The following is a 13,464-nucleotide window of genomic DNA, read 5'->3' on the forward strand; positions in this document are numbered from 1 at the left end:
GCGTCACACCTGCGCAAGCGCCTGATCGAAATCAGCGATCAGATCTTCGGCATCTTCCACACCGATTGAAATTCGCACCAGGTTGTCGGTAATCCCCAGGGCTGCCCGGCGTTCATCCGGAACCGACAAATGGGTCATCGCCGCAGGCAGGCTGGCCAGGGTTTCCGTTCCGCCCAGACTCACGGCCAACTTGGCAATTTTCATGGCGTCCAGAAACGCAAAAGCTTCCTTTTCTCCGCCCTTGATAAACACCGAGAATGTCGACCCTGCGCCACTGCAATGGCGATCGTAAATATCCTGCTGTGACTCATCCTCGATGAAACCAAGATAGCCCAGGCCTTCGACCTTCGGGTGATCACGCAGGAAGGCGCACACCTTTTCCGCATTCTCTCCGGCGCGGCTCATTCGCAATTCCAGTGTTTCGAGACTGCGCAACAACATCCATGCTGTATTGGGATCACAGATCGTCCCAATTGTATTCCGGATCGCGCGGATCGGGTCCATATGGGCCTTTGATCCCAGCACGCCGCCGGCGACCAGATCACTATGTCCGCCGGCATATTTGGTCAGGCTGTAGATCACGATATCTGCACCATGTTTCAGTGGCTGCTGCCAGAGCGGGCCAAGAAACGTATTGTCGATGGCGATAGGAGGCACTGCTCCATCCTCGCCGAACACCTGTGCCCTTGCATCTGCAACACCTTCAATATCAACAAGCGCATTGGTCGGATTGGCCGGGCTTTCAAGATAAATGATTGCGACCTTGCCGCCATTGGCATCCGCTTCTGCTTTGGCTTTTTCAAGCAGTGCGTTCACCTCGGCAGGGCTGGCACCGGCTGGAAAATCCATAAAGGTAACGCCGAAACGGCCGAGGATCTTGTTGATGAGGGTTTCCGTTGCCGCATATAGCGGGCCGCTGTGAACAACCACGTCACCCTGATTGACATTGGCCAGAAGGACCGTTGCAATGGCCGACATGCCGCTGGAGAAAACCAGTGCATCTTCCGCTTCGTCCCAGATACTCAGCCGATCTTCAAGAATTTCCTGGTTAGGCCCGTTAAACCGGGAATAAACCAGACCGTCTGCACCGCCCGGACGTTTTCCGGTTATTCCTTCGAAAAAGCGCTTCCCTGCTGCGGCGCTTTCGAAAGCGAATGTCGAAGTCAGGAAAATCGGCGGCTTGAGTGAACCTTCGGACAGGACCGGGTCATAACCATGCCCCATCATTAGCGTAGATGGCTTCAGCTTGCGTCCGCCAATTTCCTCAATGGGAGCTTTGGGCATGCGCCGCGGAGCAACCGGAACGTCGTCTTCGTTGTGATCCGACATGTTTTCTCTCCAGACAAAATGTTGTTGGAGCGCCTATGCCTCAGCCACTAACTAATTACAAATGAAACTAACCAGATTGTTCCGATGATGATCGGTATTCCAGTCAGGTCGAGAAGAAAACCCGATTTGAGCATACGCGGCAAGGCTATGTGATTGGTCGACCATGCAATGGCATTGGGACCGGTTCCGGAGGGCAGCATAAAGCCCCAGCTGGCCGCCATTGCAGCGGGCACGGCAAGCAATACCGGATCAACGCCTGTGGCCAATATCAAACTGGCGACTACCGGCATGATGCCGCTCGCGGTTGCCACGTTGGAGGCGAATTCCGTGACCAGAATGACAAGCGCAACCAGCGCAATGGCGATGACAATGACCGGCACGGTTTGCAGCGGAGAAAGCGCCTGCCCCAGCCAGTCTGCCAGCCCGGATCCAATGATACCGGCGGCAAGGGCAAGACCGCCGCCAAACATCATGATGACACCCCATGGCGCGCGGTTGGCTTCATCCCAGTTGAGCAGACGGCGACCGGTTCCATCTGGCAAGATAAAGAGCAGCATTCCGCCGATAATAGCGATGGTGCCGTCGACAACAGCCTTTTCAGGGAAGAACGGTTGAATTTGCTTCAGGAAAAGCCAACCCAGAACGACAATGGCCACAACCGGTACCAGACGTTTTTCAGAAATGCTCCAGGGTCCGGGCTTTCCGATCGCTGCTTTTGCATCTTGCCCGTCAAAGCTGTGACGTCCGACTTTCTGGACCAGGATCAGGATCGCCGCACATACCGGCAGTCCGATAATCACGATCGGCATTCCGAACTTCATCCAGCTGACAAAATCGAGTTCCATGCCAAGTGTTTCGTTGATAAGGCCGGCTGCAATGGCGTTTGTCGGACTGCCAACCAAAGTGCCAAGTCCACCGATGGAGGCCGCAAAGGCGACGCCCATGATCAGCGCACCGGCAAAGCCGTCCGTTTCCCCGGCTTTCACTCCGCCTGCCGCCAGAACAGCCAGCGCAATTGGTGCCATGATCAGCGTCGACGAGGTGTTGGATATCAGCATACTCATCACCGCTGTCGCGATCATGAAGGCCATCAGGATGCTCCAGGAGCTTTTCCCCGCCAGCCCGATAATCGCGAGCGCCAGTCGGCGGTGCAAGCCGACCCGTTCAATCGCCAGTGCGAGAAAGGCGCCCCCCAGAATGAGGAACAATATTGGCGAGTAATATTTGCTGGCCGCTTCGGCTGCCGTCATCACGCCCGCCATCGGCATCACGATGAAAGGGAGCAAGGCTGTCGCAGTCAATGGTATGGCTTCGGTCATCCACCACGTCGCCATCAGCAATGTCAGCGCGGCCACATGCCAGGCTTGCGTGCTCATCGATTCCGGTGCCGGAACCATCAGCATTGTTACAAAGACGATGAGACCCGCGAATAAACCAACCCGTTGCGCATTCATTCCGATTTCAACCCCTTAGACCGATGAGAGATATCTGCCGACCATAGCCCGCCTCATCCCGATGGCAACTGCGACGATAGCTATAATAGCGATCCGCTGCGGCATAGGTGTCCAGTCCGAGCTTTTCAGTTTTGACAATACCGGCCAGTTGCAATCGATGCGCGACATAGGCTTCAATATCGAACTGGAAGTGCTCGGGCTTTCCCGCTGCGAAAAAACCGGCATTGGCCGGGTCCGCGTCCACAAATCGTTTCTGAAATTCCGCGTCAACCTCATAGCTGGCCTGTGCAATGCATGGGCCAATTGCACAGGCGATCCGGTCACGCGATGCACCCAGCGCTTCCATGGCTGCGATCACATTGTCCGTGACGCCTGCGATCGCGCCTTTCCAGCCCGCATGAGCGGCACCGGCAACATGCGCATCATCGTCAAACAACAGCACCGGAACACAATCGGCTGTCAATATTCCCAGCAACAGTCCGGGCTCTGCCGTGACCATGGCATCCGCATGGGGACGCTGGTCGAGATCAAACGGATGATCAACCGTGACAACATCCGCGCTGTGCACCTGATGCAAGGTCACCAGTTCGCTGTCCGGCAATATCGTCTGTTTCGCCCGTTGACGGTTTTTCAAAATGGCTTCGCGATCATCATCACTGCCCAGGCCGACATTCAGTCCAAAATAGATGCCGTCAGAAAACCCGCCGTCGCGACCCAAAAAACCGTGTGCAGCCCCATCCAGCAGCGGCGATGTGACCACATCCACCGCAAGTTCCGTGCGGTCAGGCAAGGCTTTTGCTCACTTGTTCGCTGACGTCTCTCGACAAATCGGGAGAAGCGGCGATTTTTTCGAGTGCCGCACGCATCAGATCAGCCCGGCCACGTTCATATCGCCGCCAGCGCCCCAGTGGAGGGATGAACCGGGCCGCAGTCTGGGGATTTTGACCATCGAGTGCGATCACCATATCCGCGATTATCTGATAGCCCATCCCGGATGGATCGTGAAAACGTACAGGGTTCGCTGTAAAACTGCCGTATAGCGCGCGTACCCGATTGGGGTTGGACAAGGTAAAGTCCGGATGTCCGGCAAGCTTTCCGATCCGCTTCAATGTATCTGACCGCTGAGACAGCCCTTGCAGTGTGAACCATTTGTCCAGCACCAGCGCATTGTCCTTGTAACCCTTGTAGAAATCGTCAAGCGCCCAGTCGCGTTCTGCCGCATCCATATGGGACAGCACCGACAGCGCGCCCTGCTTGGCTGTCATATTGTCCGCTTCGCGATATTGTTCATATGCCAGTTCCGCGGCGTCTTCGGCATGCGAGGCCGCAATATATCCCAGCATGACATTGCGCAATTTGCGCGCGGCCCTCGCCTCTGGAGCGAGCGAGAATTCACCGGGCACACATTGTTTGTAGCGCCGCCGAAACTGCCGTTCGAATTGAACAGCGATTTTACCACGCAGCTTTTCACGCGCATCATGAATGGCTTGCGGGTCAACCGAGATCATCTGGTCTCCCAGAAATGCCTCGCTGGGCAACAGGATCAGTTCGGCGAGAAACGCGTTGTCGATAGACTTGTCCGCAAGAACGGCACCGATGGCATGCAAGATGGTATCCCGATCAGCCGGGGTTCCGTTCACCTGAGCCATCAGATAATGTGTCATCAGTTGCTGCATGGCCTCAAACCTTGCAAACGGGTCATCATCATGTGCCGACAAAAATGCCAGTTCTTCGGACGTTCGACTGCTTTTTATGATGATTGGTGCAGAAAACCCGCGATTGACCGAAAGGATCGGGTGCTCCTTTTGCCCTTCAAAAACAAAGCTCTGTTCTGGTTGATCAAATTGAAGCAACTGCTCTCCGTCATGTTCGCCGCTGTCGGGATTCAGCAATGCGATCTTTAGCGGGATCACCAGATTTGACGGCTCCGGCTTTGCGCCGCCCTGCCCGACCTGCTGGGACAGATGCAAACTGGCTTTGCCGGTTTGCGGATCGTGGTCGAGCTTTGCCGAAACATGGGGCGTACCCGCCGTTTCATACCAACCGCGAAATTGATTCAGATCAATCTTGCCGCCGTCTTCCATCGCGGCGACGAAATCTTCGCAGGTTACAGCTTCCCCATCGTGGCGTTCAAAATAGAGGTCCGTGCCTGCCCGAAATCGATCTGCTCCCATCATGCTGTGCATCATGCGGATCACTTCTGCACCCTTGTTGTATACGGTCGCTGTATAGAAGTTGGAGATTTCCTGATAGCTTTCCGGCCGGATCGGATGCGCCAGCGGTCCCGCATCTTCCGGGAATTGGGCCGCACGCAAGATGCGGACGTCTTCAATACGCTTCAGCGCGGGCGAGCCCATGTCTGCAGAAAAGCTCTGGTCACGAAATACTGTGAATCCTTCTTTCAGAGATAGTTGAAACCAATCCCTGCAAGTAACTCTGTTTCCAGACCAATTGTGAAAATATTCATGGGCCACCACGCCCTCAATACCATCAAAATCCGCGTCGGTAGCCACTTCAGAATCCGCCAGAATATAGCGGGAATTGAAGATATTCAGGCCCTTGTTTTCCATCGCCCCCATGTTGAAATCACTGACTGCAACAATGTTGAACAATTGCAGATCATATTCCCGGCCATAGGTTTCTTCATCCCATTGCATCGAGTCTTTCAATGCCTTCATCGCATGACCGGTTCGGGACAAATCTCCATCCCGCACCCAGATATTCAGCTCGACTTCTTTGCCGGAACGCGTGGTAAAACTGTCCGTATTGGCCACCAGGTCGCCAGCGACCAATGCAAACAAATAGCTCGGTTTGGGCCAGGGATCGTTCCATTCTGCCCAGTGCCGGTTATCGCCGGTATCTCCGATTGCGACCTTGTCGCCATTGCAGAGCAGGATCGGAAAAGCGGTTTTATCGCCTTCCATCCGGACTTGATAACGGCTTAAAATGTCTGGGCGATCTGGGAAAAAAGTGATCCGGCGAAATCCTTCGGCTTCACATTGGGTACACAGCATTCCGCCCGAAGCGTATAGTCCCATAAGCTGGGTGTTGGTCGAAGGATCCAGCTCGACGACAATTTCGACAATATGGGCTGCACCGGTCAGCGGCAGGGTGAGAGAACCGTCAACCAGTGTCCAGTCTGTCCAGGGTTCTCCGTCAACCTGGACTGAAACGGGAAGTAAATCGTCGCCATCCAGCACCAGTGGCTCCTGGAATTTTGCACTTTTGGAACGCCGGACGTCGAGCCGGGAATGAACCACGGTCTTCTCAAGACCAAGCCTGAAATCAAGTGAGATTTCCGGGATAAACCAGGCTGGAGGACGATAGTCTTCCCGGCGGATGGTCACAGGGTCGCTGGACGCCATCGCAGCGTCTGTGTTTTGGATATCGAGCATGATCACAGCCATAAGAGCCATTTGCACCCGGTGCAATTGTGATTATGGATGTAGGCCAAGGTTTCAGGGGGAACGGGTTGTGACACGGATTATTATGATGGCAGTGGCAATGCTCTTGGCATTGGGGCTGCCCATGGATACCGGCTTTGCGCAAGAGGGCACTGCAAGCGCTTTTGATGTTGAACAGGCCAGCCGCGCCTATATCGACACGCTCAAAGGTGAGGATCTCGAAAAATCAAACAGCTATTTCGAGGGAGGATACTGGCTCACTCTATGGGGGGCGGTCGTCGGATTCCTTATCGACTTTTTCCTTTTGAAATCACGACTTACATCCAAATTCAGACAGTGGGCGGAAAGAAAATCCAAGCGTAACTGGGCCGTAACATGGCTGACAGCCATGCCCTACCTGGTCGCCAGCTTTGTTCTGAGCATGCCCTGGTCAATCTACACCGGATTTGTACGGGAAAAACAATATGATCTTGTCAGCCAGGGATTTGGTACGTGGGCCGGCGAACAGCTCATCGGCTTTGTGATCAGCCTGTTCATCTTCCCGCTATTGATCATTGCCATTTTTGCGGTGATCCGGCGAGCTCCGAAAATCTGGTGGCTGTGGGGCACGGGCATTGTCGCAATTTTCCTGTTTATCGGGCTGCTCCTCGCGCCGGTATTTATCTCTCCGCTGTTCAACGACTATACCGAAATGGAAGAAGGTCCGGTCCGCGATCGTATCGTTGCCATGGCCAAATCCCATGATGTGCCTTCGGAAAACATCTACGTGTTCAACCAGTCCAAACAGCACAAGCGGATTTCCGCCAACGTATCCGGTGTCGGTCCGACAATCCGCATTTCCCTGAACGACAATTTGCTCGAACGGACGGCCCCGGAAGAGGTGGCGGCGGTTATGGGGCATGAACTGGGACATTATGTACTCGGGCACACTTGGCGTACGATTCTGATCATTGGGCTGATCATCGCCATCGGCCTGTTTCTTATTTCGCGCATCGCGCCGCGGTTGATCCAGCGTCATGGTGAAAAATGGGGCGTGCGGTCAGTGTCGGATCCCGCGGCCCTGCCGCTGTTTGGCATGCTCCTGACCATCTATTTTCTGGCCGCAACTCCCGCTTTGAACACCCTGATCCGTGTAAACGAAAGCGACGCGGACCTGTTCGGGTTGAATGCCGCCAAGGAACCCGACGGTTTTGCAAAAGTTGCGATGCGCCTTTCCGAATATCGCAAGATCGAGCCAGGCCCGATCGAGGAAATGCTCTTTTTCGATCATCCCAGCGGGGCAACACGGGTCCGCATGGCCATGCAATGGAAAGCCGACAATGTCGAAAACCCTTCCATGGTCGAGCCGGGCGATCTGGAAGCCGGCACAGAATAGTGCCCCATATGTTGATCTTTGGACTGGGATATACCGCCACCCGGTTAGCGGACCGGCTGCGATCCGACGGATGGCAAGTCACCGGCACCCGCCGCGAGGCTATTGACGGCGCCGTCGCGTTTGATGACAGCGAAGCCGTTTGCAAGGCGATTGCCGAAACTACCCACGTCATCTCGTCCGTTCCGCCTGCGCGTGACGGCACAGAACCCGTTCTGGCAAAATATGGCGATGCAATTGGTCAGGCAACGCTGCAATGGAGCGGATATCTGTCTTCCACCGGCGTTTACGGGGATGCCCAGGGTGCCTGGGTCGACGAAACTGCTCCCATCGGTAATGGCCGCAGAAAAGCCCGAAGCGAGGCAGATTTGCAATGGCAGAGCTTGCGCCAGGACATGCGTATATTCCGGCTTCCCGGCATCTATGGCCCCAGACGAAGTCCGATTGATCGCGTGCGCAAAGGCACGGCAAAACGTATTTATGTACCCGGTCAGGTGTTCAGTCGGATTCATGTCGATGATATTGTCGAAGCGGTTATGGCTTCCTTCACGGCGCCATCCGGTGTCTACAATATCGCCGATGACCTGCCTGCGCCGCAATCAGACGTGCTGGCCCATGCAGCGCGGTTGATAGCTGTCGAACCTCCGCCGCTAATGTCACTGGACGATGCGGGTCTGTCTGCGGCTGCACGGTCATTTTATGACGAGAACCGGCGGGTTGCCAATGGCAAAGCCAAGCGCGAGCTCAATTGGAAACCGCGTTATCCTGACTATCAATCCGGTCTCGCATCCTTGGCAGACGCCTGAACCGGCGGCAATTTTGGCTTGCCGGAACGTAGTGCGACCAGCAACCCGGCCATTGCCAGCGCCGCCCCACCAGCGGCCAATGTCGTCCATTGATAACCTTCAAACAAGGTCGATAATATCATCGCCACAACCGGAACCAAAACGCTGGAATAGGCAGCCTTGCCCGCTCCCATTTCCCGAACCAGCGCGAAATAGAGCGGAAAAGTCACAACGGACCCGATAATCGCCAAATACACAATTCCACCAATATAGGACGGACGCGTCTCGAATACCGGCGGCCCAACCGTGACAAATGAAACCAGCATGTTGATCAGCGCGCCCCACAGCATGGCCCATGCGAGCAACGTGATGATCGGATAGGATTTCGGTTTGGGCAAGGCCTGCATCACATTGGCTGCGGACGCCGACAATATGCCCCCGATGGTCAGCAATATACCAAGTATCACCTGCCCTGAAGCGATCGGAGAAGTGCGATATTCATGGAGAAACAACAACCCGACACCCACCGTCGCGATTGCGGAACCAATCAGAAACCCGCCATTGATACGCTGGCCCAAAAACACACGGCCAAAGATCGCATTGGGGATCATCAACAAGGCGAAGAGCACTGCAACCAGTCCCGACGTTATGTATAATTCGGCATTGTAGACAAAGTTGAAATTGAACGAGAACTGGAACACGCCAAGCAGGATCGCCCAGAAATGGCCGCCCCTGTCTAGGGTGAAGGGCAATCTCCGAAGCATAACCAGCATGAACATGGCAGCGGCAGCTATGATGAAGCGATAGGTCACCGACCAGATCGGAGGAACTTCGGATATTTGATCCCGGATAACCAGCCAGGTCGACCCCCAGATCAGGGAGACGAGCAGAAAAGGGATCAAAATCCGCGGGTTCAGAAAACTGGGCTCCCCGCCAGGCGAGCTGGTCATAGCGCTGCGATCGCCTCAGCCAACGGCCGGATATCATCTGCACTTTGGTTCCAGCTGGTCACCAGCCTTGCCTGACCTTCGCCCCAGTCATAAAAATCGAAACCGGACGCCCGAAGTTTCGCCGCCTCTTCTGCAGTCAATCGAATGAAATTCTCGTTTGCTTCAACGGAATGCATCAGCCGCCCCTGCGCGGCTTCCGCGATAATCCGAGCACCTGCATTGGCAGCGCGGGCATTTTCCAGCCAGAGATCATTGTCCAGCATCGCAAGTATCTGAGCCGCGAGATACCGGCCCTTGGATTGCAAATGCCCGGCCTGCTTGCGCCGATAATGAGTCTCTCTTGCCAGATCCTTGTCAAAAAAGACCAGAGCTTCTGCGCCCATCCCGCCATTTTTGACGAACCCGAAACTCAGCACATCAACGCCCGCTTTCCATGTCAGATCTGCTGGCTGGCAATCCAGTCTGGCCACGGCATTTGCAAACCGCGCCCCATCCATATGCAATCGCAATTTCCGCTGACGGCACACGTCAGCAAGGCTGGCGACTTCCGCGGGGGAATAGACAAGCCCATATTCGGACGCATTGGTGATCGACAAAGCCGCAGGCTGCACCTGATGCACGTCGTCGCGAATTGCGGCGCAATGCGCTTCGATAGCGCTTGCTTCAAGCTTCGCGCCCTCACCTTCGAGCAGCATCAATTTCGCGCCGCCGGTATAAAATCCGGGCGCTCCGGCTTCGTCCTGTTCGATATGTGCTTCACGGTGGCAAATGACGCCTTGGTGAGACTGGCACAATGCTGCGAGCGCCAAAGAATTTGCTGCTGTTCCCGTCGCCACCCACATGGCTTCGACTTCAGTTCCGAAAACATCAGAAAGTGCGCCATTCAAACGGGCGCTCAAGGCGTCCCCGTCATAGGCTGTGTCCTGATGGTTGGCCTGGATTAGTGCATCCATCACCCGGGGATGAACAGACGCTGCATTGTCGGAAAAAAATCGCATGCCCAGCGCATGGATTGCGCGCTGAGTTTCGTCAAGATACTTGCTGGCCTTTTGCGCGGACAAGTCTGCTGGAGGGTTCGGTTACAGTTTGCGACATTTTTTCAGGTGCCAGAATGTCAATTTGAGTCTAGTTTGAAGTTGGGGCTAGTATTTTATGAGGTGATTCATGATTCCTGCCCGTTTGATTCTCTCGTTGACATTGCCCTTCGCACTTTTGGGTTCTCCGGTATTCGCAGCCGCAGAAGCAGCAGACGCACCCGAAAGATTTTCAGTCCTGCTCACTTATGGCGATGATGAATGTCCCGAGCCGGTGGGCGACGAAATCGTGGTTTGCGCCAATCAGCCGGAATCAGAACGTTATCGTATTCCCAAAGACCTGCGTAGAACCGAGGATGAGCGCGCTGCCGAGCAATCCTGGACCTCACGCGTTGAGACACAGGATGAAATAGCGCGATCCAGCCGTCCGGGCAGCTGCTCGGTGATCGGCACGAACGGGTTTTCCGGCTGTCAGTCTGCCGCAATCCGCAGATGGTTTGAAGAAAGAAGAGAGGCCGGCAACTAGGCCTTGAGCCTCCCCTACAAAACAATGGGGAAGCTGTGTCGTTGAGAGTACACAGCTTCCCAGTTAGACCATCATGTCACGCAAAACCGTTTCATGACGGGTCGGGATATGTCCGTACGGGGGGAGGACGGACATATGGCTTGGGCCAGGCGCGCCGGATTTAACGGCGGCGGGGCCGTATGGTTTTAGGGCGCAAAGGCTTTACGCGCCTCGGCTTGAAATTGGCATCGCGGCGCACTTTGACCTTGCGGCTGACACCTCCGTCAGTGCGTTTCACCCGAACCTTTTTGCCATAAACAGTTTTGCCATCACTGTCGGTTACCCGGCGACCGGCAACATAGCCATTTTCCGTCCGACGCCGACCAGCGTCATAGTCATAGGTTTCCCCGCGTCTGGTCGTGGCCGAGCCATTGGCACGAAATCCGTTCTCGGTGCGCTCGCGCTGATAATCAAAGCTGCGGGTACGTCCCTGAAAGTCGGTCTGTGCTCCATTGGCAACCCAGCCGTTTTCGGTGCGGGAGCGATTATAGTCACTGGTGGCGACGGCACCATCCCGTTTTCTCGTAAGTTCCGCACTGTTGCTGTAATCACCTGCGGCACGATCGCGCGTGATGGTTTTTTCACCTTCAAATCGCGGTGTGTCAATCGTGACGGTTTTGGATTGTTCCTGTGCCAGAAGCGGGCTGCTGACAGCCAGTCCCAGAAGCGGCAAAATTATAAGATGTTTCATGTCATTCTCCTTTACGCATTTACTTTTCGGAACGCTTTTCTTCGTTCTCCAACAAGTAAACGCGCCAGGAGGAAAAACCCTTCGCATTAAGGTCGATTAATCGCGGATACTATCTTCCAGAACGCCGCATATCACGCAGCCGCTGGCGTGCATCGCGCATGGTCTGGCCGTTCTGCCTGCGTAATTTGAATTTGCGCAGCATTTGCCGACGCTCGGCCGGACTGGCTTTTCGCAATCGTTCTTTCAGGGCCGGTGGCAACCTGTCTTTCAAATCAGCAATATCGGCGGCGGCGATGGCGGTTCTTGCGATGTCATTCTCGACACTGTTCTGATTGCTTGCCGGCTCTGCATTTGTAATCGGTTCAATTTCGGGATCAGATGCTATTGGTTGTTCAGATGTCGTAACAGACGAAGTTTCAGCGACGGTCATGTCATCCGGCGGATTGACTACCCCTTGCTCGGGCGCATCTGCAATGCCTGATGCCGCCGCCTCTCCGATATCGCCTGTATCCGGTCGCGCGGCTAGTGACGGACCGGCGGTATTTCTGCCTGCTCCAGCCTCGTTCCGCTTGCGTGCAATTGCAGAACGTCGCAACGCACGCCGGACTGATTGTCTTGAAATATCGCCATTTCTAACTGCGTTTCGGATCGCCGCACGGCGTTTTCGCAATTGGACCTCGGTCAGCGGAGGCAAGCCTCTGTCCGCACGGCGTTGCTGAACTCGCGCCTCATTTTCCTGCACGTGCTCTTTGATCACCGCAATCTTGCCCTCACGATCCAGATCTCTCCAGCGCGGCCGCTCGCCGTCCACATTTAACCCCGCATCTTCGAGTGTGTCGGAAACATCAACCGTCGAGGTATCAACCGGTTGAGCAGTTTTCACTGGCACTACCGCTACCGCAGAACGGGGAAGAACTGTTTCCACCAAGTCGCTGACAACCGGAATGCGATACGGAATTTCCGCTATGGAAAGAGCAGCTGCGGCAGCTGTGCTGAGCATTACCAGCCCGGCAACACCGGACACCAGCAATCGACTGCGTTTCCAGGGACTGTTGCTGCCACCGGGCCGGCTTCCGCTCCAGGGAACGAATTTTGGATTTGGTGCGCCCGTTTCAGCCTGCGCAGTTGCAGCCGACACGATGCGATCCGTGAAACCTGCTGGCAACGCCGGAACGGTGTAAGCATCGAGAACGGGTTCAATATGGGATGGAAATCCGCTGCTCATGAGCTTGTTTCCCTTGTAACATTAACAAGATACGGACTCGACTCCAGACAGTCTTTCAATGCCCCGCGCGCCCGGTACAACAGGGATTCAAATCCTTTGACTTTCATATCCAGCACGCCTGCAGCATCTTTGTTGGACTGCTCTTCATAATAAGTCAGAACCACAGCAGCACGCTGTCTGTCTCCCAGTTTTCCGATACAATCCTTCACAGCCATTTCCTGTCGCGATCCATCTACCAGTTCATCTGCCGCCGGGGCATCGTCCATCTGTTCGGGCACCTCGTCATCTGCCATCCGCTTTCTTTTGCGCAAGCGGTCGAGGCATAAATTGGTGGCGACCCGGCGCAACCAAGCTTCCACTCCAGAACTGCCCGTGATCCAGTTTTCGGCATTGTTCCAGAGCCGCAACAGACTTTCCTGCGCAATATCTTCTGCCTCCACCGGGTCTTTCATCATCCGGCAGCCAATCGCGAACGGGATCGCCGCATGACGATCCACCAGCATGCGAAAGGCATCCGCATCCCGATCGCCCACGCGCAGCATCAGGGCGTCATCATCGCCTATCCCCGCTGCTTTTTCTGGCTCTACCATTTGCATACCAGGCCTGTCTGTGCCTCCCCCGACACTGTTACTCGTCACTGATCCTATAACGCAGC

At 55.2% G+C, this 13,464-nt stretch carries 12 protein-coding genes; 3 read left to right on the top strand and 9 right to left on the bottom strand.

The window, feature by feature from the left end:
* Nucleotides 1-3: 3 nt before the first annotated feature.
* From ABJI30_RS16205 to pepN, 4 genes are read right to left on the bottom strand one after another with little or no spacing between them, the layout of a single operon-like run.
* Complete coding sequence (locus tag ABJI30_RS16205; RefSeq protein WP_348017723.1) at nt 4-1,329, bottom strand: cystathionine gamma-synthase family protein; 1,326 nt, start codon at nt 1,327-1,329, stop codon at nt 4-6.
* A 47-nt stretch (nt 1,330-1,376) separates the two neighbouring features.
* A complete protein-coding gene (locus ABJI30_RS16210) occupies nt 1,377-2,783 on the bottom strand; it encodes a DASS family sodium-coupled anion symporter (protein WP_348017724.1) in 1,407 nt (468 codons plus the stop codon).
* 7 nt (nt 2,784-2,790) lie between these two features.
* Nucleotides 2,791-3,549: a peptidoglycan editing factor PgeF gene (pgeF, locus tag ABJI30_RS16215; protein ID WP_348017847.1), complete on the bottom strand. Its 759-nt coding sequence runs from the start codon at nt 3,547-3,549 to the stop codon at nt 2,791-2,793.
* A gap of 16 nt (nt 3,550-3,565) precedes the next feature.
* A complete protein-coding gene (gene pepN / locus ABJI30_RS16220) occupies nt 3,566-6,178 on the bottom strand; it encodes an aminopeptidase N (RefSeq protein WP_348017848.1) in 2,613 nt (870 codons plus the stop codon).
* Between the two features lie 79 nt (nt 6,179-6,257).
* Between pepN and ABJI30_RS16225 the strand changes: the two genes are divergently transcribed.
* Both ABJI30_RS16225 and ABJI30_RS16230 read left to right on the top strand, forming a co-directional pair.
* The gene (locus ABJI30_RS16225) at nt 6,258-7,562 is read left to right on the top strand and encodes a M48 family metallopeptidase (RefSeq protein WP_348017725.1); all 1,305 of its coding nucleotides are present in this window, start codon (nt 6,258-6,260) and stop codon (nt 7,560-7,562) included.
* Complete coding sequence (locus ABJI30_RS16230) at nt 7,562-8,365, top strand: SDR family oxidoreductase (RefSeq protein ID WP_348017726.1); 804 nt, start codon at nt 7,562-7,564, stop codon at nt 8,363-8,365. Before ABJI30_RS16225 ends, ABJI30_RS16230 begins: the two co-directional genes overlap by 1 nt.
* Here the strand turns inward: ABJI30_RS16230 and ABJI30_RS16235 are convergent.
* On the bottom strand, nt 8,332-9,294 hold the full coding sequence (locus ABJI30_RS16235; protein ID WP_348017727.1) for an EamA family transporter: 963 nt from the start codon (nt 9,292-9,294) through the stop codon (nt 8,332-8,334). The genes ABJI30_RS16230 and ABJI30_RS16235 overlap by 34 nt on opposite strands.
* Nucleotides 9,291-10,292 carry a beta-eliminating lyase-related protein gene (locus ABJI30_RS16240; RefSeq protein WP_348017728.1) on the bottom strand — a complete coding sequence of 334 codons (1,002 nt, stop codon included), beginning with the start codon at nt 10,290-10,292 and terminating at the stop codon, nt 9,291-9,293. Before ABJI30_RS16240 ends, ABJI30_RS16235 begins: the two co-directional genes overlap by 4 nt.
* 166 nt (nt 10,293-10,458) lie before the next feature.
* Between ABJI30_RS16240 and ABJI30_RS16245 the strand changes: the two genes are divergently transcribed.
* Nucleotides 10,459-10,854 carry a hypothetical protein gene (locus ABJI30_RS16245; protein ID WP_348017729.1) on the top strand — a complete coding sequence of 132 codons (396 nt, stop codon included), beginning with the start codon at nt 10,459-10,461 and terminating at the stop codon, nt 10,852-10,854.
* 160 nt (nt 10,855-11,014) lie between these two features.
* Here ABJI30_RS16245 and ABJI30_RS16250 read toward each other — a convergent pair whose 3' ends face one another.
* From ABJI30_RS16250 to ABJI30_RS16260, 3 genes are all read right to left on the bottom strand, one after another.
* On the bottom strand, nt 11,015-11,584 hold the full coding sequence (locus ABJI30_RS16250) for a hypothetical protein (RefSeq protein ID WP_348017730.1): 570 nt from the start codon (nt 11,582-11,584) through the stop codon (nt 11,015-11,017).
* A gap of 109 nt (nt 11,585-11,693) precedes the next feature.
* Nucleotides 11,694-12,809: a hypothetical protein gene (locus ABJI30_RS16255; protein WP_348017731.1), complete on the bottom strand. Its 1,116-nt coding sequence runs from the start codon at nt 12,807-12,809 to the stop codon at nt 11,694-11,696.
* Nucleotides 12,806-13,399: a sigma-70 family RNA polymerase sigma factor gene (locus ABJI30_RS16260; protein ID WP_348017732.1), complete on the bottom strand. Its 594-nt coding sequence runs from the start codon at nt 13,397-13,399 to the stop codon at nt 12,806-12,808. The genes ABJI30_RS16255 and ABJI30_RS16260 overlap by 4 nt, the downstream gene beginning before the upstream one ends.
* Between the last annotated feature and the right edge of the window lie 65 nt (nt 13,400-13,464).

This window comes from Parasphingorhabdus sp., from assembly GCF_039968395.1.
In the GTDB taxonomy this organism is placed as follows: Bacteria; Pseudomonadota; Alphaproteobacteria; order Sphingomonadales; family Sphingomonadaceae; genus Parasphingorhabdus.

Excerpts from the sequence above, each read along its gene's own strand:
- ABJI30_RS16205 (WP_348017723.1), bottom strand. The coding sequence starts at position 1,329 with ATGTCGGATCACAACGAAGACGACGTTCCGGTTGCTCCGCGGCGCATG.
- ABJI30_RS16210 (WP_348017724.1), bottom strand. The coding sequence starts at position 2,783 with ATGAATGCGCAACGGGTTGGTTTATTCGCGGGTCTCATCGTCTTTGTA.
- pepN (WP_348017848.1), bottom strand. The coding sequence starts at position 6,178 with ATGCTCGATATCCAAAACACAGACGCTGCGATGGCGTCCAGCGACCCT.
- ABJI30_RS16235 (WP_348017727.1), bottom strand. The coding sequence starts at position 9,294 with ATGACCAGCTCGCCTGGCGGGGAGCCCAGTTTTCTGAACCCGCGGATT.
- ABJI30_RS16240 (WP_348017728.1), bottom strand. The coding sequence starts at position 10,292 with ATGCGATTTTTTTCCGACAATGCAGCGTCTGTTCATCCCCGGGTGATG.
- ABJI30_RS16245 (WP_348017729.1), top strand. The coding sequence starts at position 10,459 with ATGATTCCTGCCCGTTTGATTCTCTCGTTGACATTGCCCTTCGCACTT.
- ABJI30_RS16250 (WP_348017730.1), bottom strand. The coding sequence starts at position 11,584 with ATGAAACATCTTATAATTTTGCCGCTTCTGGGACTGGCTGTCAGCAGC.
- ABJI30_RS16255 (WP_348017731.1), bottom strand. The coding sequence starts at position 12,809 with ATGAGCAGCGGATTTCCATCCCATATTGAACCCGTTCTCGATGCTTAC.
- ABJI30_RS16260 (WP_348017732.1), bottom strand. The coding sequence starts at position 13,399 with ATGGTAGAGCCAGAAAAAGCAGCGGGGATAGGCGATGATGACGCCCTG.